This is a genomic window from Ruegeria sp. D6 (genome assembly GCF_056534365.1).
Map to the genome: position 1 here is coordinate 850,178 of NZ_JBQFPH010000001.1, position 21,116 is coordinate 871,293.

Genomic DNA, 21,116 nt, shown 5'->3' on the forward strand with positions numbered 1-21,116 from the left:
CTCGCCCTATAGAAAGACCCATGGCCACCAATGATCATAAATCTATCGTCAGAATTGCCCGCGACAATGGTGTCAACACCGAGTTGGAGCCGGTCGATCTGGGCGCGCGCGTGCGCGAACTGCGTAAAGCCCGCAACTGGACGCTGGAACAGGCGGCGAGTCAGGCGGGTCTGGCCCGGTCGACACTCAGCAAGATCGAAAATGGTCAGATGTCTCCGACCTATGATGCTTTGAAAAAGCTGGCGACCGGATTGGAGATTTCGGTGCCTCAGCTTTTTACGCCGCCACAACGCGATCAGGTGATCGGTCGAATGGCAGTGACCAAGATGGGCGGGGGGGCGGCCCATGCGACCACCACCTACGAACATGAGTTGCTGGCAGAAACGCTGACCAAAAAGCAGATGCTGCCCTATCGCGCCCGTGTACGTGCACGCTCGATGGAAGAATTTGACGGCTGGGTGCGTCACGATGGTGAGGAATTTCTGTATGTTCTGACCGGAGTGGTGCGGTTGTTTACCGAGTTCTATGAGCCGGTCGAAATGCGCCGCGGCGACAGCGCTTACTACGACGGCAGCATGGGGCATAACGTCATTTCGGTCAGTGATGAGGATGCGACGATCCTGTGGGTGACGTCACTTGCTTAGGGCTTGGGCCGCTTCGCGGTTCAATGCTTCGGTGAACAGGAAATCCTCAAGCTCTTCGCGCGCCTCGTTTACGGTCAGGTGGTGACGCTCGGCCAGGTAAGCTTCGAACTGTTTGCGATCTTCGCCAACGCGCGCCATATCCCTATCGCGCAGGTTCGGAAACCTACGTTTTGCACGCGCATATGACGCGTCCCAGTCTTGCGTCAGATCAGCCCAGTTTAGCATCTGCGAGCCTTCCTTAGTTGGTGTTTCAGGATTGCTCTCCCCCAAGACAGCCTACGGAGCGCCGTGCGTTGCTGCAGACATGACAAAATGTCGCAGCCGGAGTCGGGAGATAAGATGCAAAAAACCCGCTGCGGAGATACCGCAACGGGCCCACGGACCTGCTGTAAAGTGAGTGGCGGCCGGTCCGTTATTCTGCTTGTTCGAATAACCAGTTCAGTATTTTGTGTCCGATAAATACAGCAATTAACTGCATAATTATGAACATCGGAATGTGCGCAGGGTATATCCCCGCAAAGGTATCAGTAAAGCCCCTTGCGATGGTAACGGCCGGATTAGCAAAACTTGTGGAAGACGTATACCAGTAGGCGCCGGTAATATAGAGGCCCACAAGGGCTGGTACCGTGTCCGGCTTGTGCCGAATTCCGCCGAAAATCACAAAGAGCAAACCCAAAGTGGCGACAATCTCCGAAAACCACTGATGTGCCCCGGTACGATGCATCGTTTCCGAAGTTTGCAGAATCGGCAGGTCAAACATGTAATGGCTGGCCCAGACCCCCGCGATACCTCCGGCAATCTGAACAAGCATGTAAGGGGTGACCGCACGCCAGGGATGTTCACCGCGCAGCGCAAAGGCCAATGTCACTGCAGGGTTGAAGTGAGCGCCCGAGACAGGGCCGAGCGTAGTGATGATAGCGTAAAGGATGCAGCCGGTCGCAATTGCATTGGCCAGCAACGCCAGCGCGATGTTCCCGTCGGACAAGGTTTGCGCCATGATGCCTGATCCGACAACGCCGATCAGCAGGAAGGCGGTTCCGAGGAATTCGGCAAAGTATTGGCGGGCGCTCACAGCAGGGCTCCTATACGTTTGAGATGGGCCGAGAGTTCAACGCTGTCCATGGTTTCAATGGGCAGCTCCAGAAGTGCTTCGGCGCGGCGCCCAAGAATGTCATATGCGGTCCTAAAGGCGGTTTCCCAGTCTGACTGAGACGCGGCAGCCGGGTCCTCGACACCCCAATGCGCGCGTACAGGGGCGCCGGGCCAGACGGGACATGTCTCTTCGGCGGCTGAGCCGCAAACCGTGATCACTATGTCCATTTCCGGAGCATTTTCTGCTGCAAACTCATCCCAGCTTTTAGAGCGGGAATCGCGGACGTCATGGCCTTCGGCACCAAGCAGCGTCAAGGATTGCGGATGCACCTTGCCGGTCGGGTTGGAGCCTGCTGAATAGGCGCGTACACGCCCTTCGCCGGTGTGATTGAAGAGCGACTCCAGCAGAATCGATCGAGCCGAGTTGCCGGTGCATAGAACCAGTATGTTCATGGGGGTATCCTTGGATTGATCGAGGACTACTCGGCCATTCGACCGATGTCATCCACCTTGTGTTGTAGTGAGATGCGGTCGAGCGTTTCGAACGGGAGGCTGGCAAAGGCGGTGATACGGTTGCGCAGCAATCCGTAGGCCTGCTGGAATGCCAGCTGCTTTTGCGCGTCGGTTCCTTCAACTTTGACCGGATCGTGCAGACCCCAATGCGCGCTTATCGGTTGTCCTGGCCAAGCGGGGCAGGCCTCGTTCGCTGCGTGGTCGCAGACGGTAAAGACAAAATCCATCTTTGGGGCATCAGCAGCGGCAAATTCTTCCAGTGATTTTGAGCGGAGTGAGGTCGTGTCGTAGTCTTTTTGCTTCAAGAGTTCCAAAACGATTGAATTTGGTCCGTCCGATGGTGCCGTTCCTGCCGAATAAGCACGAAACAAGCCGTTACCTTCATTGTTCAGGATGGCTTCCGCCATGATCGAACGGGCCGAGTTTCCGGTGCAGAGGAAAAGCGCATTCATAACGCGGCCAGGGGACGCCATAACGGGGTCATCCGAGGGTTGCATGCATAAATCAGGACGATTTTGACAGCAACCGCCCAGCAACTCATCAAACAGCCCGCGCACCGCTGGTAAGTTGGCGGCATATTGCAATGATGTCCCGCTGCGCGACTGCTGGATCAGCCCGGCGGATTTCAATGCATTCAGGTAGGTTGACGCAGTATTGGGTTTCAGCGCTAAAGCCTCGGCAATCTGACCCGCAGCTACGGAATCTGGATAGCGACGCATCAACAGCCGGAACAGATCCAGCCGCTTGGGGTGTGCGAGTGCGTTCAGCCTGTCATGAATCTCTATTTCCATAATTCATGAAATATGGAAATAGAAAGGACTCGTCAATCCTGAAACCACCAGACCTGTGGCATATATTCTGGCCCATCGCCATAAATTGGCAGAGTGTCGGGTTGTTTCAGCTCTTTGACATGGGCGATACGGCCGACATCAAAGCTCCAGATAGGAATGACATAGCGACCCGCTGTCAGAACACGATCCAGCGCGCGCGTTGCCGCAACAAAATCCTCGTGGCTTTCCGAGGCCAGCATCGCGTCGATCAGCCCGTCCACGGCGGGCGAGGTCAGGCCCATAACATTCCGCGTCCCGGGAGCATTTGCGTTTTCGCTGCCCCAATACAGACGTTGTTCGTTGCCTGGCGAGAGCGACAGCGCTCGACGGAACGGGGTCATGTCAAAATCTTGCGCATCGATGCGTGAAGTATATTGCGCGTCATCTACTTTCTCGACTGTCAACTGGATACCCAGGCGTTCGAGGGCGCGGGCGTAGATTTCCGCGATCACGCCGACATCCTGCACCACATTCAGGCTGCCCTGGCTGATGACCAGATCAATCACAAACGGCTCACCGCTGGCGTTGCGAAGCTGGCCGTCCTGAATTGTCCATCCGGCCTCTTCCAGCAGTTTAAGCGCTTTGCGGATATTTCGACGGTTGCGTTCGGATCCATCGCTTTGAGGCAATTCATATCCATCCAGCGTGCCCGGTGCCAACTCGGCGGCATAAGGTTGAAGCAATTCCTCGACACGACCAGTGGCCGGTCCGGGTTGCATCCCCAATTCCGAACCCGAGAAATAGGAGGTGATCCTGGGCTGCGCGCCGCCTGTAATGGTGTCGTTGATGAACTCGAAGTTGAAGGCCAGCGTCAGCGCCTCGCGTACGCGCCAGTCATCGAATGGCGCCTTGCGTGTGTTCATGACAAAGCCGGTCATGCCTGACGGCTTTTGATGGGGAATTTCCGTCTTCACAATATCACCGCGCTGAACCGCTGGGAAGTTGTACTGCGTGTTCCATTTATCCGCGTTGAATTCACGAACGGCCGAAAGCTCACCAGCTTTGAACGCTTCAAACGCGACTGTGCCGTCTCCGTAGAACTCAATCCGCATGTCATCCAGATTCATCGTGCCCTTGCGGTAGGGGATATCGGCACCCCAATAGTCAGGATTGCGACGCAGGTTCACATAGCGGCCAGCCTCATAGTCATCGATTACGTATGGTCCGGAACCGATGGGTATATCGTGTAGTTGAGCGTCAGCGAACGACTTTCCCTCCCACTGCGCTTTTTGCAGGATCGGGCGCATTCCGGCGATCAGGGCCAGTTCGCGATCCGGTTCGTTAAAGGTGATCCGAACGCTGCGCGGTCCAGTCTGTTCAATGCTATCAATCTTGCCCCACAGCCCGCGATATCGCAGGTGGCCTTCGGTGCCCAGTGTCTCATACGACCAGATCACGTCATCGACGGTGACCGGCGATCCATCCGAGAATTCAGCATTTTCGCGCAGCGTGAATTCGACCCAAGTTCGGTCCGAATCCGTCTCAACTGATTCGGCTAACAACCCGTAAAGAGTGAAAGGTTCGTCCCAGGAGCGGCCCATCAGGCTTTCATGCGTCCAAAATCGCAACTGCCACGGCGCGGTGCCTTTTTGCACAAACGGGTTCAGACTGTTATAGCCGCCGGTATTGCCAAATACGACCTTGCCGCCCTTGGGCGCGTCAGGATTTGCGTAGGGTAGCGACACAAAATCCGGTGGTAGGGCCGGGTCACCATACATAGCTATGCCATGGGCCGATTCTGCTGACGCCATTGAGGCGGCGAAAATACAGGTGATTCCCACAATCGCGGGACGAAGGGGGCGGAGATAATCGGGGCTCATTTTGGAAACAATCCTGCTCTGGCCTTATTTTGTTTGGGATTCACCGTAGCCATGATTTTTCTTATTATCAAACTTTTAGCTTGGACGAGGGCGTGGAATTGCTTATAAAGGTTCTACTGCTCGATAGGTTTCTTGCCTGTATGAAACCTGCCTCAATAACTTAACGCCCGCTTCGTGCGGGCGTTTTTTTTGGCAAAACTCGTGCGGGTGCGCGGATCAGATCATTCCCCGTTTTCTTTGCAGGTGCAGCATGGCACTGTGTTTGAGAAACAAAAACTCATAAGGAGAGTGCCATGAGTCTGTCGGGCAAAACAGCCGTCGTCACGGGGTCGAATTCGGGGATTGGGCTGGGCATCGCGCGTGAGCTGGCGAAGGCCGGGGCGGATGTGGTGCTGAATTCGTTCACCGACCGTGATGAAGATCATGCGCTGGCCACCGAGATTGGCAAAGAGACGGGAACCAACGCGCGCTATATCAAGGCAGATATGTCCAAGGGCGATGAATGCCGTGCACTGATCGAACAGGCAGGTGCTTGTGACATTCTGGTGAACAACGCCGGCATTCAGCATGTGGCCCCGATCGATCAGTTTCCGTCGGACAAATGGGATGCGATCATCGCGATCAACATGAATTCGGTCTTTCATACGATGGCGGCAGCGCTTCCGATGATGCGCGCGGCGGGCTGGGGGCGGATCGTGAATATTGCCTCGGCTCACGGTCTGACGGCCTCGCCCTACAAGGCGGCTTACATCGCGGCAAAGCATGGTGTCGTCGGGATGAGCAAGACCGTGGCGCTGGAGACTGCGCAGGAGCCGATTACCTGCAATGCTATTTGTCCGGGATACGTACTGACTCCATTGGTTGAGGCGCAAATTCCCAACACGATGAAAGAGTACAATATGAGCCGTGAGGATGTGGTGAAGAACATCCTGCTGGAGCGGCAGCCGTCGAAGGAGTTTGCCACGGTCGAGCAGCTGGGCGGAACTACGATCTTCTTGTGCTCGGATGCAGCGGCACAGATCACAGGAACGACGATATCCGTGGATGGGGGATGGACGGCATTGTGAGGGACCATGGGGGCTCTGCCCCCATACCCCCGAGGTATTTCTGGCCAGATGAAGAGGCGGAACCATGAAACGGATCAATCTGGCATTGCAGGGCGGTGGGGCGCATGGCGCGTTTACCTGGGGTGTACTGGATCGATTGCTGGATGAAGAGGATATCGAGGTTGCCGCGATCACTGGGACTTCGGCCGGCGCGCTGAACGGGGCAGCGTTCAAATCAGGGATGGTGCATGCAGGGCGCGACGGGGCGCGGGCGTGTCTGGATGGGCTTTGGAAACGCATGGGTGCCGTCGGCGATATGCGAATTGCCCATTGGATGCGGGGCATTGAGCCTGCTCATGTTGCACAAGCGTTGGAGTACTCCGTTCCGTTCTCGATGGCCGAAGCATGGTCGCGGCTGGTATCGCCTTACGCTTATGGGCCGTTTTATCGCAATCCGCTCACCCCGGTTGTGGATCGGTTCAACTTTGATGAGATTTGTGCAGACGAAGGGCCCGCGCTGTTTGTCTGCGCCACCTGTGTGCGCAGCGGCAAGATTCGCGTGTTCACAGGCGAGGAGATTTCGACCGATGCGATTCTGGCCTCGGCCTGCTTGCCGAACCTGTTTCAGGCGGTTGAAATCTATGACCCGAAATCCGAGCGGACCGAAGCGTATTGGGATGGCGGCTATACCGGAAACCCGGCGCTTTATCCGTTGTTCGGTGGAGATTTGCCAGATGATGTGGTGATTGTGAACATCAACCCGCTGGAACGCGATGAGGTGCCTAAAACGCCGCAGCAGATTCAGAACCGGATCAATGAGATCAGCTTTAACTCATCGTTGTTTCGCGAGCTGCGTGCGATCAATTTCGTTCAACGGCTTCTGGCCGAAGGCAAGCTGAAGGCTGGTGAGATGAGCCGGGTGCTGGTGCATATGATCGCTGATGACGCCTTGATGAACGACCTTTCGGCGGCCACCAAGATCGTGCCAAACCCGGTTGTGCTGAACCGGCTGAAACAGTCCGGCCGCGATGCGGCGGAGCAGTTTCTGAGCGTGCATAAGGACGATCTGGGTCAGCGGAGCACGGTCGATTTGCCGGCAATGTTTGGTTGATTATTCAGGCGGCTGGGTTGGGTCTTTGTCATTCGGGTAAACCAGACCTGCTGAGATCACCAGCTTGGCTGCATCCTCGATGGACATATCCAGCAGGATCACATCCTCTGCGGGGAAAAACAACAGGAACCCCGATGTGGGGTTTGGGGTTGTCGGGACAAACACGCTTAGCAACTCGCCCCCGGTTTCGGCGCGATCGCTCACTTCACCGCGCGCTGTTGTCGAGACGAAGCCGATTGCCCAGATGCCCCGGCGCGGATACTGGATCAGGCAGGCTTTTTCGAAAGACCGCTCGGTCTGGGCGAACACAGTTTCCGAGATTTGCTTGATCCCGGAATAAACCGAACGGACCACGGGCATGCGGTCGACGACACTCTCGGCGAAATGGATCAGAGAACGGCCCAGAATGCCCTTTGCGATCCAGCCGACGATAATCGTGAACAGCAGGAATATGACCACGCCAACGCCGCGCAGGTTGATGCCGACATATTCCGAGGGTTGGAACCGTTGCGGGATCAGTGGCAGGACGGCGCTGTCGATCCAGCCAACCACAGACCAGATCAACCAGATGGTCAGCCACACCGGAGCAATGACGACGATACCAGTCAGAAAGGACGCGCGTAGCCGGGAGAACAGGCCGGGGCGTCGGTGGGGTTCTTCGTCAAACGGAGTGTTCATTGCGGTCCTGAGTGGTTTGCGGAATTAGGTAAGCAGTCCGGGCGCTTGGTGCAATAGCTGGGGTCAGTGGGCTGATTCCGTTAGCGCACGCGCGATGACCGCTGCCAGTCGGGCGTTGTTGCGTACCAAGGCGATGTTGGCGGTAAGCGAACGGCCTTCGGTCTGTTCATAGATACGCTGTAGCAGATAAGGTGTGACGCCTTTACCTGTGATCCGGTGAGTTTCTGCATCGGCCTGTGCGGACGCGATGATCGGGGCCAGCTCCTCGGACGGGATCTGGTCGGCTTGCGGGATCGGGTTAGCGACCAACTGACCACCCGGCAGCCCCAACGCACGCCGTGCTGCGTGGGCTTTTGCTATGTCAGCGGCATCATCCATGCGCAGCGGGGCTGCCAAGGGTGATTTTGCGGACCAGAAGGCCGGGAACTCGTCCTGTCCGTGGGCGATGACGGGGACGCCGAGCGTTTCCAGAACTTCAAGTGTTTTGGCGAGGTCGAGGATGGCTTTGGCCCCGGCCGCGACCACAGTCACCGGGGTCTGCGCGAGCTCGTGCAGGTCAGCGGAGATGTCGAAGGAGGTTTCGGCCCCCTGATGCACCCCACCGATGCCTCCGGTGGCGAAGACCTCAATGCCTGCATAATGTGCGGCGATCATTGTTGCGGCGACGGTGGTGGCCCCGGTGCCGCCTGTGGCGAGGCAGGCGGCCATGTCAGCGCGTGACAGTTTGGCGACGCCTTGCGCCTGACCCAGTGCGCTCAGCTGGTCGGCTTCGAGGCCGACGTGCAAAACTCCGTCAATAATGGCAATCGTTGCTGGAACGGCGCCCGCATCGCGGATGTCTTGTTCAACCTGTGCCGCGACCTCGATGTTCTGGGGGTAGGGCATGCCATGGGTGATGATGGTGCTTTCCAATGCCACGATCGGTTGGCCCGCATCCTTGGCGGCGCGGACCTCTGCAGAATAATGAATGGTGATCACAGTGGGGTTTCTCCGGAAACATAAGTTGCAGCGGCGCGCAGCGCGCGGCTGAGTGCCGCGTCGCTGTCGGCACCATTCGCCTCGGCGGCGATATGGGCGGCCATGAAAGTGTCACCCGCGCCGGTCACGCGGGTGACCAGAACGGAAGGGGGTGTTTGGGTCAAGACGGCGTCAGCATCCCCGACGGTGGCCGAGTTGCCGCCATCGGTCACAAGAACCCGCAACGCGCCACGGTCCAGCAGGCCTTTGGCGGCGCTCTCGGAATCGGTGAACTCGCGCTGGCAAAGCAGTCCGGCCTCTTCGAGATTCACATAGAGCGTTGCACGGGCGTGTTTGAGGAAGGGCAGCAGCCGTTCTGCCTTGCCGGGCGAGGCCGGGGCGACGCGCAGGTCGGCTTTGGCGAAGGCGGGGCTTTGGGCGATCTCTTCAAGCAAGGTCAGCGTGAGGTTACCGTCCAGCGCGATGGGCCCTTCGAATGGTGTATTTTCATAACCCAGCGGACCATGCATCAAGGGACGCAGGATTTTGGCTCCGGCAGCTTCAAGCGAATGGGCGTCGGCAATGGCGGCGATCAGCCCGTTGGCTCCTTCAACCGCCATATATCTGTCGGTCGGCAGGTCTTGCGAGCGATAGATGTGATCGGTGACCATCCCCAAACGCGCGCAGGACCGGACCAGTTCATCCCCTTCAGCGTCGCGGCCAATTGCGGTCAGCAAAGTCGGGGTCATTCCGAACCGCACCAGCGTCATGGCGATGTTCATGGCGACGCCACCGGGCAGGCGAGTAATGCGGCCGGGTACATCCGAGCCCTGTCGCATGGCGCTGGCCGAACGTCCGATCACGTCCCAAAGGACCGAGCCGATGCACAAAATTTCGCTGTTCTTGTTCATGCCTTGTGTCATGCCGCAGCCCCGACGCGGGTGCAAGGGTTAACGCTCGCATCCCTCAGCGCATTGCGGCAATCAGAGAGTTCAGCGCCTCCAACGGGTTATCTTGCGACCAGATTTCCTCTCCGATGCCGAAGAAATCGGTGCAGGGGGTGAGGTCTCGGATCAGATCGGACGTCAGGCCGCCCTCGGCCACGACGGGAACCTCGATCATTTCGGACCACCATAGGAACAGGTCCTTTTCGGCCTGAGTACCATCGCCCAGCGTGGCGGAACCAACCGGGCCAAAGGCCACGTAATCCGCGCCACTTTCACCAGCAGTCATCCCGTCATGACTGGAAGACCCGCAAAAACTGCCGACAATCGCATCCGCGCCCAGCTCCTTGCGGGCTGCCCTGACAGACCGCGCGCCGTCATCCAGATGCACCCCGTCCAGACCCAACCGCTGCGCCAGCAATACATGGTTGGAAATCACGATGGCCACATCGCGCGCATGCGCAACTTCGCGGCAAGCATCGGCGGCGCGTGCGATGGTATCTTCGTCGCTTCCAGCCAAGGCGAGGCGGATACATGCAATTTCAGCCCCGTCCAATACGTGACCCAATTGATCAGGGAATGTGCTCAGCGCGATGGTCGGAGGCGTGATCAGGTAAATCTGCGGCTGCTCGGGGGTGTCCATGGCGCGTCCTTCGGGTTTGTCATCTTTCGCGCGGTTTAGCGGATTGCGCGGGGGAAGCAAACTTTTATGCCGGCTACGTACCCTTTTGCGAACAGAAGACGCCGGGCCGACTTGCCCTCGACCCATGCGGCCATTAGAGCAAGCGGAGTTTTTCGGAGTTAGCCATGCCCAGCGATATATCACAGCCGTCTTTTGTTCTGGTGCGCCCTCAGATGGGTGAGAACATCGGTGCTGCCGCGCGGGCGATGTGGAACTTTGGGCTGGATCGGATGCGGATCGTGGCACCGCGCGACGGCTGGCCCAACCCCAAGGCGGTGGCGATGTCCAGCGGGGCCGGGCGGCTTTTGGATGAGGCGCAGTTATTTGACGATCTGGCGGGCGCGCTGGCGGACACCACCTTTGTCTTTGCCACCACAGCGCGGCAACGTGGGTTGACCAAGCCTGTCTATAGCCCGGAGCGCGCAATGCAGCTTGCATCGCAGAAAGTGGCGGCGGGCGAAAAGGTCGCTGTTCTGTTTGGCCCGGAACGGGCAGGGCTTGAGAATGAGGATATCGCCAAGGCCAATGCGATTATCTCGGTGCCGGTGAATCCTGAATATGCGTCGTTGAACCTCGGGCAGTGCGTTCTGCTGACCGCCTATGAATGGATGCGCCAGACCGGGGATGTCGTGCATGAGGCAACTGATCTGGGCAAGGGCGATTGGGCGACCGGGATCGAGGTTGAAAAGTTGGTCGAGCATTATGAGGACCGTCTGGAACAGGCCGGGTTCTTTTATCCGCCGGAAAAAGCCGAAGGAATGAAGGTGAACCTGCGCAATCTGTGGTCGCGGATGCGGATGACACGGGCCGATGTACAGATGCTTCACGGGATCATGCGGCAGATGGTCCGCTGGAAAGACAAAAGCTGAGGCTGGACCTATCTTCCGCCAAACCATAGCTTGCGACGAAATCAGGACATGAGGACAGCATGAGCGGTAAGCGCAGCATCTTCGAAGAGGTCTCGGACAGCGAAAAACAACAGGCCGTCCAACCCGGTATGATCGACCGGGGGCGTGGCGGTGCGCGGGCCGCGATCCGGGTTTGGCTGATGATCCTGTTCGCGCTGGTCGTGATCATGATTGCCGTGGGCGGGCTCACGCGGCTGACCGACAGTGGTCTATCGATCACCGAATGGCGACCTATTACGGGTGCGATCCCGCCGATGAACGCTGCCGACTGGCAAGCCGAATTCGATAAATACAAGCAGATTGACCAGTGGCGCATTCAGAACCAATGGATGGAGCTGGATGATTTCAAAACCATCTATTGGTGGGAATGGGGCCATCGCCAGTTGGGCCGCGTGATAGGATTGGTTTGGGCCGTTGGATTTATCGGTTTCCTTGTGACCCGCAAGATTCCGACAGGATGGGCTGGTAAGCTGCTGATCCCCGGCCTGCTTGGCGGTGTTCAGGGTGCTGTAGGCTGGTGGATGGTCGCCTCGGGCGTCACACAGGGTGAAGGCATGACCGCCGTTGCCAGCTATCGTCTGGCAACGCATCTTGGCTTGGCCTTCGTGATCCTCGGCTTTCTTGCCTGGTACATCTTTGAACTTGGCCGTGACGAACGTGACCTGATGCAGGCCCGCCGCGCGAAAGAGGCTAAGCTTTTCTCGATATCGACCGGACTGCTGCACTTCACCTTCCTGCAAATCCTCATCGGTGCGCTGGTGGCCGGGATCGACGCGGGGAGGTCCTACACTGACTGGCCCCTGATTGGCGGTCAGTTGCTGCCGCCCGATGCGGTCATGCTGGAACCGATGTGGCGTAACTTCTTTGAAAGTCCCGGTCTGGTGCAGTTTATCCACCGTTGCGTCGGCTATCTGCTCTTTATTTTCGCCATCATAGTCTGGCGGCGCGGTGGCAGCAGCGCGCACCCACAGACCCGCTTTGCCTTCAACGCCATGTTCGCGGCTTTGTCACTGCAAGTGGTCGTGGGCATCATCACAGTCGTCTATGCGGCACCTTGGCAGATCGCCATTTTCCACCAGTTCATGGCCGTGGTCGTCTGGACACTGATCCTGCGCGCCCGCTTCCTGACAGCTTACCCTATCGCAACATCTGTGCGCGGAGCATGATCCCATGACAGCATACAATGACCTGATGGCCTTTCAGCGCGAAACCTCGGCCCTGGGCCAGATTGCCGGTAGGCTCGGCTGGGACCAGGAAACGGTGATGCCGCGCGGTGCCGCGCCGCAACGGGCCGAGGAAATGGCAGCGATCGAGGCTGTATTGCATGCTCGCCGCTCTGACCCTCGCGTTGCCGAATGGTTGGAGCAGGCCGCACCGCAAGATGAGGTCGGCAAGGCACAACTGCGTGAGATACGCCGCGCCTATGACCGCGCGGTGAAGGTGCCCGCCGATCTGGCGACGGCGATTGCACGCGTGACATCCGCCGCGCAGGGCACATGGGCCCAGGCGCGAGCGGACGAAGATGTCTCAGCCTTCCTGCCGGTGCTGGAAGAAGTTGTCTCACTGAAACGGCAAGAAGGTGAAGCGCTGGCACAGGGTGGCGACGTTTATGATGCGATGGTTGAGGATTACGAGCCCTACACAACCGGCGCTCAGATCGCCGCGATCTTTGACGAAATGCGCCCACGTCTGGTGGCTCTTCGCGCCGCCGTTCTGGATCGCCCGGAACCTGTCGCGCTGACCGGCAACTTTGACGAACTGACCCAGATGCGCCTGACGCAGAAACTGGCAACGACATTCGGCTATGACCTGAACAATGGCCGCGTCGACAAGGCTGTGCATCCGTTCAGCTCGGGCAGCGGGCTGGACGTTCGGATCACCACTCGCACCAGCGAGACCGATCCGTTCAACTGCTTTTACTCGACCATTCACGAGGTTGGCCACGCCGCCTATGAGCAGGGCATCGACCGCGATTACCTGCTGACCCCGCTGGGACGTGGTGTGTCGATGGGTGTGCATGAAAGCCAAAGCCGGATTTACGAAAACCAGCTGGGCCGCTCGCGCGCCTTTACCGGATGGCTGTTTGACCAGATGAAAGAGGCGTTCGGTGATTTTGGCATCGCCGATGCGGATGCGTTCTATGCCACCGTCAACCGCGTCCACAACGGCTATATCCGGACCGAGGCGGATGAGGTGCAGTACAATCTGCACATCATGCTACGGTTTGATTTGGAACGCGCACTGATGGCCGGTGACTTGCAGGTCGGCGACCTTGAAGCCGCCTGGAACAACCGCTTCAAAGCAGATTTTGGTTATGCGGTCGACAAGCCCTCGAACGGGTGCTTGCAGGATGTGCATTGGTCGGTTGGTCTGTTTGGCTATTTCCCGACCTATTCGCTGGGCAATGTCTACGCGGGATGCCTGTATCAAGCACTGCGCGCAGCAATTCCCGGACTTGAGGGGCAGTTGGCTGCTGGCGATACCTCGAGGGCCACCGGTTGGCTTCGAGAGCATGTGCAGCAGCATGGAGGACTGTACGCGCCCCGCGAAATCATTCAGCGCGCCAGTGGGGTGGAACCAGGGCCGGAGCCGCTGTTGGCTTATCTGGAGCAGAAGTTCGGGGCGTTGTACGGGCTTTGAGGCGTGTTCGTGGCGCTCCGGCGTTACACTGGCCCTGACGGTACCATTTCGATACGCAAGGCAACAGCGGCGAAGAAAAGGCTGCTTCCTGCCAATACAAATACGTGCCAGATGGTGTTGTGGTAGGGTAGCCAGTCCAGAAGGTAGAATACCACGCCTGCGGTATAGATGAGGCCTCCGGCGATCATCAAAGTAAGGGTAAGGGGTGAAAGTTCGGCCAACATGGATTGTCCGGCCCAAACCGCGGCCCATCCCATCAGAAGATACAGCGCCAGCCCGAACCAGCGGAAGCGGTTCGGGTCGATCATCTTCAGAACAGAGCCCAGCGTCGCAGAAGACCACAGCCCCAGCAAAAGCCCCGGAGGTTGCGAAGCCGAGAGCAGCAGGAACGGCGTATAAGTTCCTGCGATCTTCACGTAGATACCCGAGTGATCAAGGCGGCGCAGAAACTCTGCCCACTCATCATGCTCGATCATGTTGTAGAGCGCCGAGAACGTCAGCATCAAAACCAGAGTTATTCCATAGATCGAGGCGCCCAAAACCGCCGCCGGGTCTGACCGATAGAAGACTGTCATAATGATCAGCATAGGCGCTGCGATCACCGCCGAAGAAACACCCAGCACATGAACAACACCGTCACTTATTCGCTCAGCACGGCTGTAGGCAGGTCGGATATGGGCGAATGACCACATATCGAAATGCTAGGCGTGCCGGGTCTGCTGGGGCAAGCCCACCCTCGTGCCGTTGGCAGGAACGTGACCCTGAGTAACAAAAACGCCCGCAATACGGGCGTTTTGTTACACTTCTGTAGTGCTTTGTTATTCCTCGGCTTCTTCGTCACCCTGGTCGGCGATCCAGGCCACACTGACGACTTCTTCGCCTTTACCGGTGTTGAATACACGCACACCACCCGCGCTGCGGGAGCGGAACGAGATGCCCTCGACCGGCACCCGGATCGATTGGCCCTTCGAGGTAGCCAGCATGATCTGATCGTCGATTTCTACGGGGAAGGAGGCAACCAGTTCGCCGCCGCGCATGGCTTTGTCCATGGCTGCAACGCCCATGCCACCGCGACCGCGGACAGGGTAGTCGTGACTGGAGCTCAGCTTGCCCGCGCCGCCCGACGTGATGGTCAAGATCAGGTTCTCGGCTGCCGACATCTCGGCATAGCGTTCCTGCGTGATACTGCCAGGCGCGGCTTCGTCCTCGTCCGTTTCGCCGTCATCCGCAATGCCCGCGACTGCGCGGCGCATCTTGAGGTAGGCGGCGCGCTCGTCCGGGTCGGCCTCGAAATGGCGAACTACGGACATCGAGACGACACGGTCGCCATTGCTCAGCCTGATGCCGCGCACACCGGTAGATTCGCGTGAGTTGAAGACACGTACATCAGTGGTCCGGAAGCGGATCGCACGGCCCGAATTGGTGACCAGCATCACGTCTTCATCTTCTGAACAGATGCGAGCGTTTACCAGTTCCACATCCTCGGGCAGTTTCATCGCGATCTTGCCATTGCGGCGGACGTTCGTGAAATCTGACAGACGATTGCGACGCACGTCACCCGCGCTGGTGGCGAAGACGATTTGCAGGTTCTCCCACTCTTCATCCGGCACATCCACGGGCATGATCGCCGCGATCGAGACACCGGTCGGGATCGGCAGGATGTTGACGATCGCCTTGCCCTTACCGGTCCGGCTGGATTGCGGCAGACGCCAGGTCTTGAGCTTGTACACCATGCCTTCGGTGGTGAAGAACAGCAGTTGCGTATGCGTGTTCGCCACGAAGAGATTGGTGACAACATCCTCTTCCTTGGTCTGCATACCCGACAGGCCTTTGCCGCCACGCTTTTGCGCCCGGAAATCGGCCAGAGGGGTGCGTTTGATGTAGCCGCCTGAGGTGACAGTCACAACCATATCTTCGCGTTCGATCAGGTCTTCGTCTTCCATATCACCGGACCAGTCAACGATCTCGGTGCGGCGGTCGACGGCGAACTGCTCGCGCACGCTGCGTAGCTCATCGGCGATGATGCCCATGATGCGCTCACGCGAAGACAGAATATCCAAGTATTCCTTGATCTTGTCGGCCAGTTCTTCCAGTTCGTCCGTGACTTCCTTGACACCCAGTTGGGTCAGACGCTGCAGCCGCAGTTCGAGAATGGCGCGGGCCTGTACCTCGGTCAGGTTATAGGTGCCGTCGTCATTCATCTTGGACAGCGGATCGTCGATCAGGCGTAGATAGCCTTCGATCTCGGATGCAGGCCAGCGGCGGGTCATCAGTTTCTCGCGCGCTTCAGCAGCGTCTGCCGACGAGCGGATCGTGGCAACCACTTCGTCAACATTCGAAACGGCCACGGCCAGACCACACAGGATGTGACTGCGCTCACGCGCCTTGCGCAAGTCATAGGCTGTGCGGCGGGCAACAACATCTTCGCGGAAGTCGATGAACGAGGTCAGGAAGCGGCGCAGGGTCAGCTGTTCAGGCCGACCGCCGTTCAACGCCAGCATGTTGCAACCAAATGAGGTCTGCATCGGCGAGAAGCGGTAGAGCTGGTTCAGCACCACTTCGGGCGTTGCATCGCGTTTCAGTTCGACCACGACACGCACACCATTGCGGTCGGATTCGTCCTGTACGTGGCTGACGCCTTCGATGCGTTTTTCGCGCACGGCTTCGGCGATCTTTTCGATCATCGAGGCTTTGTTCACCTGATAGGGGATCTCGTCGACAACGATGGCATACCGATCCTTGCGCAGCTCTTCTACGCGGGTCTTGGCGCGGATGATAACGCTGCCACGGCCTTCAAGGTAGGCTTTGCGCGCACCTGAGCGGCCCAGCATCACACCGCCAGTCGGGAAGTCGGGGCCGGGCACATACTCGATCAGTTGTTCTGATGTCAGATCCGGGTCGTCGATCAGCGCCAGCGTGGCATCGACCACTTCGCCTAAGTTATGCGGTGGGATGTTGGTTGCCATACCCACGGCGATACCACCGGCACCATTGACCAGCATGTTCGGGAAACGGGCGGGTAGGACGGTCGGCTCTTTGTCTTTGCCGTCATAGTTGTCCTGAAAATCGACGGTCTCTTTTTCGATATCGGCCAATAGGGACGCGGCGGGCTTGTCCATCCGTACTTCGGTGTAACGCATCGCCGCCGGGTTATCGCCGTCCATTGAGCCAAAGTTGCCCTGACCATCAAGCAGCGGCAGCGACATCGAGAAATCCTGCGCCATCCGCACCAGCGCGTCATAGATCGCACTATCACCATGCGGGTGATACTTACCCATCACGTCGCCAACCGGACGGGCCGACTTACGATAGGACTTGTCATGAGTGTTCCCGGTCTCATGCATCGCGTAGAGAATACGCCGATGCACCGGTTTCAGCCCATCGCGCAGATCGGGGATCGCACGGCTGACAATGACCGACATCGCATAGTCCAGATAGGACGTGCGCATTTCGGATTCGATGGATACCGTCGGGCCGTCATAAACGGGGCGCTCGGGCGGGGTTTCGTCCATGTTTTCAGGGATTTCTGGCGTATCGCTCACGTAGGCTGCCCGTGTCTTGTTCTTGATCTATATCTTGTGGATACACTTTATCAGACCCGGCATATAAGGTGCAAGCAAGCAACCGTTCCCCTGCCAAATTAGGTCGGTAACACCTGAGTAACATATTGTTATCTAAGTATTAGGACAGTTCCGTGTTACTCTGACTAGACCTTGTAACAAGATTGGAGGTCTGCATGGCGCAAAGTGAAACTGAACTCATGCTTAAGGGGTACGGGCTGACCACTGCGGAATTTTTCTACCACATGCCCGACTATATTCACGTACTGAACACGTTTATTTGGCAGGATTACGACCTTGCTCCGGACCATCCGAAGCTGTTCGAATTCGTAGAATTCTGGCAGAAAGAGATTGAAGGTCCGCTGCACTCGGTCAGGTTCACGCACCGTAAAATGATCGCGCCGGGGGAATGGCGCAACATGGTGGGTGAGTTTCGGGTAAATTAGCCCTCAGGCCGAACAACTCGCGCCGCCCAATACACAGAATTTGGCGCAGTGCGGGTGGTTCAGATGCACGTCGGCCTCGGCCTCTTCAAGGGTTTCGCCCAATTCAAACTCCGGTGAATAAGGCAGCAGCGTACAGGCCAGCACTACCGGGCGCTCGGCGCCTTTGCGTTTGACGACCATACGCGAGCTGGCGCACATCACCGCATCGGGGGATTTGTCCAGGATGCCCCAGCAAGCGGCTGTAATTTCAGGAACTTCAACTGTTTCGTCCATCTCGGGAAACAAAACTGTTTGGCCCGGATTTTGAGCATCAATGTCAAAGCCGTGCTTGGCAAAGAATGCTGCATACCCCGCGCGGCTTTCAGCGTCGCTATCCCCCCAGACTGAGCGCCCGGCAATTGCCATCCTAAAGCCGTTATCCCGCAACCACTCCATCCCCGTCAGAGTTTTGGCAAAACTGCCTTTGCCGCGTTCTTCGTCATGCAGATCGGGGCGGTAGTGGTCGACGGAGACACGCAGCGTCAGTTTTTCTGCGTAGTCTCGCTGTAATTCCAGCAAACCCTCGCGCATTTTGCGGCGCATCATCGGCCGCATTGCATTGGTCAGGATCAAAACTTCGTACCCACGCTCTAGCGCGACGCGCGTCATCTCGATCATCTCGGGGTTCATGAAGGGCTCACCACCAGTAAAGCCTATCTCGCGGATCGGCCATTGGCGCTGTTCGATCTGATCCAGATAGTCGCGGACTTCGTCGGCGGTGATGTAAACCAGAGCATCGTTGGTTGGGCTGCTGGCGATATAGCAGTTTACGCACTCGATGTTGCACAGCGTTCCGGTGTTGAACCAAAGGGTTTCGGGATGAGTCAGCGCAACGGACGCGCGCGTTTGCCCGTCTGCTGTCACTAAACTGTTCTGAAACTTCCCGATATTCGCAGCCTGTAGGGCGTTGTCTTTCATTCCGGCATCCGGTTCTGTGCTTGTGCCAAACCGACTTAACCGTTCGTGCCGGTTTAGTTAAGAGCATCTACCCCTCGCTGACAGAGTTTTGATGTGGGAAGAAAGTTGCTGATTGGTTGCGCTAACATTGGACATGCCCCAAGCGGCAAGGTAAGGAAAAGCCATGGTTTCTCGTGTCATACCTGTTGACCCATTTGATCTGGTCATATTCGGCGGAACCGGCGATCTGGCACAGCGCAAGATCGTTCCGGCCCTGTTTCGGCGTTACTGCGCCGGGCAGTGGCCCGAGGCCACCCGGATCATCGGCGCAGCGCGGGGCGCTCTGAGCGTTGATGGCTTTCGCGAGATGGTGGCCGAATCGTTGCGCCAGCACGCACCGAAGCGGGCAAAAGATCAGGAGGCTGTGAACGGTTTTCTGCAGCGCGTGGAGTATGTCCCGCTTGACGCTTTGTCCGAAGATGGTTGGGCCCAGTTGGCCGAAATGCTGAATGCGGATCGTGTCAGGGCCTTCTATTTCTCGGTAGGCCCCCGTTTGTTTGGCCCGCTGGCCGAACAGATCAGGGCGCACAATCTGGCCACCCCGCAAACCCGTATCGTCGTCGAAAAGCCTTTTGGGCACGATCTGGAAAGTGCTCGCGCGTTGAATGCGACACTGGCGGCGCATTTTGACGAAGGGCAAATCTATCGGATCGATCATTATCTGGGTAAGGAAACCGTTCAGAATCTTATGGCCGTTCGGTTCGGCAACATGCTGTTCGAACCGCTTTGGAACAGCCAGTATGTCGATCACATTCAGATCACTGTGGCCGAGACCGTCGGCATTGACGGTCGTGAAGAGTATTACGAGCGCGCTGGCGCCATGCGCGACATGATGCAGAACCATCTGATGCAGCTTTTGTGTCTGATCGCGATGGAACCACCCGCAAAATTTGATCCGGACGCGGTGCGCGATGAGAAACTCAAGGTCATACGTGCGTTGGATTCGGTTGAGCCGCACCATATCGTACGAGGTCAGTTTGCAGGCGGTGCCGATGGCCGGGGGTATCGTGAAGTTGTCGGCAATCAAAGGTCGACGACGGAAAGCTACATCGCATTGCGCGCGCATATCAGCAATTGGCGTTGGGCGGGCACACCGTTCTATCTGCGCACGGGCAAAGAGCTGGTGGCGCGGTCCTCGGTCATCAATGTGATGTTCAAGGATGCTCCGCATTCGATTTTTGGCGAAGAGGCCGGGCGTCATGCGAATGCCCTGTCGATCCGGTTGCAGCCCAATGAAGGCATCACTTTGAAAGTGACAATCAAAGAGCCGGGGCAGGGAGGCATGCGTCTGGTTGACGTTCCGCTGGACATGAGCTTTGCCGAAGCGCTTGGGCCTGAAAACCAGGATCCACCCGACGCTTATGAGCGGCTGGTGATGGATGTCATTCGCGGCAACCAAACCCTGTTCATGCGCGGCGATGAAGTAGAAGCCGCATGGGCCTGGACCGATCCGATTATCGCGGGCTGGGAGGCGCGCGGTGATGTTCCCAAACCCTATGAAAACGGCAGCACCGGCCCGGGCGACGCTGAGTTGCTGATGAAACGAGACCACCGCCGCTGGCAAGGAATAAATCCATGAATATCAAAGAATATGCCGATCGCGACATGCTAGCGATTGATGTCGCGAATGCATTGGCCGGAGACCTTGAGGCCGCATTGCTACATCATGATACTGTCTCGTTGGCCGTTCCGGGCGGAACCACACCGGGGCCGATCTTTGATGGATTGTGCGCTGCGGATCTGGAATGGGATCGTGTGCACATACTGCCGACCGATGAAAGATGCGTGCCGGGTGATCACGAGCGTTCGAACGAGAGGTTGATCCGGGAACGGTTGCTGACCAGTCGCGCATCCATTGCACAATACATGCCGCTCTATGTTGCGGAACATGAGCCTGAGGCGGTTTTGCCCGAGATCGAAAGCCTGATTAACCCGCATCTGCCGCTATCGGTTCTGGTGCTGGGTATGGGTGAGGACATGCATACCGCCTCGCTCTTTCCGGGGATGCAGGGCTTGTCTGCTGCTCTGAACAACAACGCCCCGACACTGGCGGTAGCGCGGACCGACGTGCAGCCCGAAGCGCGTATCACGCTGACGGGTCCGGTTCTGGACGGCGCTCTGTCCAAGCATCTCGTCATATTCGGAGAAACTAAACGGAATGCCCTGGATCGTGCCATGTCATTGCCACCCGAGGAAGCTCCGATCGCGGCCGTGCTCAGCGGCATGACCGTACATTGGGCGGAGTAATC

General features: G+C 57.9%; 21 protein-coding genes. 9 read left to right on the top strand and 12 right to left on the bottom strand.

Going from position 1 to position 21,116, the window contains the following annotated elements; all coding sequences use genetic code 11:
* Positions 1 to 20 precede the first annotated feature (20 nt).
* Positions 21 to 644 carry an XRE family transcriptional regulator gene (locus ACR0A1_RS04220; protein WP_170396891.1) on the top strand — a complete coding sequence of 208 codons (624 nt, stop codon included), beginning with the start codon at positions 21 to 23 and terminating at the stop codon, positions 642 to 644.
* Here ACR0A1_RS04220 and ACR0A1_RS04225 read toward each other — a convergent pair.
* The 5 genes from ACR0A1_RS04225 to ACR0A1_RS04245 all read right to left on the bottom strand — a co-directional run bounded on the left by ACR0A1_RS04225 (position 633) and on the right by ACR0A1_RS04245 (position 4,899).
* Positions 633 to 869: a hypothetical protein gene (locus ACR0A1_RS04225; RefSeq protein WP_170396893.1), complete on the bottom strand. Its 237-nt coding sequence runs from the start codon at positions 867 to 869 to the stop codon at positions 633 to 635. The genes ACR0A1_RS04220 and ACR0A1_RS04225 overlap by 12 nt on opposite strands.
* A 187-nt stretch (positions 870 to 1,056) precedes the next feature.
* Positions 1,057 to 1,716, bottom strand: coding sequence for an MIP/aquaporin family protein (locus ACR0A1_RS04230; RefSeq protein ID WP_170421892.1), 660 nt, complete (start codon positions 1,714 to 1,716; stop codon positions 1,057 to 1,059).
* On the bottom strand, positions 1,713 to 2,189 hold the full coding sequence (locus ACR0A1_RS04235) for an arsenate reductase ArsC (protein WP_170421889.1): 477 nt from the start codon (positions 2,187 to 2,189) through the stop codon (positions 1,713 to 1,715). The genes ACR0A1_RS04230 and ACR0A1_RS04235 overlap by 4 nt, the downstream gene beginning before the upstream one ends.
* A 26-nt stretch (positions 2,190 to 2,215) precedes the next feature.
* Entirely contained in the window at positions 2,216 to 3,040 is an 825-nt protein-coding gene (locus tag ACR0A1_RS04240; protein ID WP_170595469.1) for an arsenate reductase/protein-tyrosine-phosphatase family protein, read from the bottom strand.
* Positions 3,041 to 3,072: 32 nt separating this feature from the next.
* Complete coding sequence (locus tag ACR0A1_RS04245) at positions 3,073 to 4,899, bottom strand: extracellular solute-binding protein (protein WP_480866363.1); 1,827 nt, start codon at positions 4,897 to 4,899, stop codon at positions 3,073 to 3,075.
* Positions 4,900 to 5,192: 293 nt separating this feature from the next.
* On the opposite strand from ACR0A1_RS04245, the gene ACR0A1_RS04250 reads away from it, so the two are divergent.
* Positions 5,193 to 5,966: a 3-hydroxybutyrate dehydrogenase gene (locus ACR0A1_RS04250; protein WP_170421879.1), complete on the top strand. Its 774-nt coding sequence runs from the start codon at positions 5,193 to 5,195 to the stop codon at positions 5,964 to 5,966.
* A gap of 64 nt (positions 5,967 to 6,030) precedes the next feature.
* A complete protein-coding gene (locus ACR0A1_RS04255) occupies positions 6,031 to 7,056 on the top strand; it encodes a patatin-like phospholipase family protein (RefSeq protein ID WP_480585181.1) in 1,026 nt (341 codons plus the stop codon).
* On the opposite strand, the gene ACR0A1_RS04260 is transcribed toward ACR0A1_RS04255, so the two are convergent.
* The 4 genes from ACR0A1_RS04260 to ACR0A1_RS04275 form a co-directional block, all read right to left on the bottom strand.
* Positions 7,057 to 7,734 (bottom strand): DUF502 domain-containing protein, encoded by a 678-nt coding sequence (locus ACR0A1_RS04260; protein ID WP_170396909.1) that lies wholly within the window; start codon positions 7,732 to 7,734, stop codon positions 7,057 to 7,059.
* 63 nt (positions 7,735 to 7,797) lie between these two features.
* Positions 7,798 to 8,712, bottom strand: a complete 915-nt coding sequence (locus ACR0A1_RS04265; protein WP_480866365.1) for a pseudouridine-5'-phosphate glycosidase — start codon at positions 8,710 to 8,712, stop codon at positions 7,798 to 7,800.
* Positions 8,709 to 9,602, bottom strand: a complete 894-nt coding sequence (locus tag ACR0A1_RS04270) for a PfkB family carbohydrate kinase (protein WP_170509655.1) — start codon at positions 9,600 to 9,602, stop codon at positions 8,709 to 8,711. Before ACR0A1_RS04270 ends, ACR0A1_RS04265 begins: the two co-directional genes overlap by 4 nt.
* A 55-nt stretch (positions 9,603 to 9,657) precedes the next feature.
* The gene (locus ACR0A1_RS04275; RefSeq protein ID WP_480866367.1) at positions 9,658 to 10,278 is read right to left on the bottom strand and encodes a thiamine phosphate synthase; all 621 of its coding nucleotides are present in this window, start codon (positions 10,276 to 10,278) and stop codon (positions 9,658 to 9,660) included.
* Positions 10,279 to 10,442: 164 nt separating this feature from the next.
* On the opposite strand from ACR0A1_RS04275, the gene ACR0A1_RS04280 reads away from it, so the two are divergent.
* From ACR0A1_RS04280 to ACR0A1_RS04290, 3 genes are read left to right on the top strand one after another with little or no spacing between them, the layout of a single operon-like run.
* Positions 10,443 to 11,186: an RNA methyltransferase gene (locus ACR0A1_RS04280; RefSeq protein ID WP_480704950.1), complete on the top strand. Its 744-nt coding sequence runs from the start codon at positions 10,443 to 10,445 to the stop codon at positions 11,184 to 11,186.
* Between the two features lie 59 nt (positions 11,187 to 11,245).
* Complete coding sequence (ctaA, locus tag ACR0A1_RS04285) at positions 11,246 to 12,391, top strand: heme A synthase (protein WP_480866369.1); 1,146 nt, start codon at positions 11,246 to 11,248, stop codon at positions 12,389 to 12,391.
* A 4-nt stretch (positions 12,392 to 12,395) separates the two neighbouring features.
* Positions 12,396 to 13,865 (top strand): carboxypeptidase M32, encoded by a 1,470-nt coding sequence (locus tag ACR0A1_RS04290; protein ID WP_170510097.1) that lies wholly within the window; start codon positions 12,396 to 12,398, stop codon positions 13,863 to 13,865.
* A gap of 23 nt (positions 13,866 to 13,888) precedes the next feature.
* On the opposite strand, the gene trhA is transcribed toward ACR0A1_RS04290, so the two are convergent.
* A complete protein-coding gene (trhA, locus tag ACR0A1_RS04295; RefSeq protein WP_480866371.1) occupies positions 13,889 to 14,557 on the bottom strand; it encodes a PAQR family membrane homeostasis protein TrhA in 669 nt (222 codons plus the stop codon).
* A 126-nt stretch (positions 14,558 to 14,683) separates the two neighbouring features.
* Complete coding sequence (gene gyrA, locus ACR0A1_RS04300) at positions 14,684 to 17,407, bottom strand: DNA gyrase subunit A (protein WP_170662678.1); 2,724 nt, start codon at positions 17,405 to 17,407, stop codon at positions 14,684 to 14,686.
* A 194-nt stretch (positions 17,408 to 17,601) separates the two neighbouring features.
* Here gyrA and ACR0A1_RS04305 point away from each other — a divergent pair, with 194 nt between their 5' ends.
* Positions 17,602 to 17,871 (top strand): usg protein, encoded by a 270-nt coding sequence (locus tag ACR0A1_RS04305; protein WP_039535770.1) that lies wholly within the window; start codon positions 17,602 to 17,604, stop codon positions 17,869 to 17,871.
* A 3-nt stretch (positions 17,872 to 17,874) separates the two neighbouring features.
* On the opposite strand, the gene ACR0A1_RS04310 is transcribed toward ACR0A1_RS04305, so the two are convergent.
* Entirely contained in the window at positions 17,875 to 18,828 is a 954-nt protein-coding gene (locus tag ACR0A1_RS04310; protein WP_170396933.1) for a radical SAM family protein, read from the bottom strand.
* A gap of 163 nt (positions 18,829 to 18,991) precedes the next feature.
* Here ACR0A1_RS04310 and zwf point away from each other — a divergent pair, with 163 nt between their 5' ends.
* On the top strand, positions 18,992 to 20,446 hold the full coding sequence (gene zwf, locus ACR0A1_RS04315) for a glucose-6-phosphate dehydrogenase (protein WP_170610868.1): 1,455 nt from the start codon (positions 18,992 to 18,994) through the stop codon (positions 20,444 to 20,446).
* Positions 20,443 to 21,114 carry a 6-phosphogluconolactonase gene (pgl, locus tag ACR0A1_RS04320; protein ID WP_170396937.1) on the top strand — a complete coding sequence of 224 codons (672 nt, stop codon included), beginning with the start codon at positions 20,443 to 20,445 and terminating at the stop codon, positions 21,112 to 21,114. Before zwf ends, pgl begins: the two co-directional genes overlap by 4 nt.
* Positions 21,115 to 21,116 lie beyond the last annotated feature (2 nt).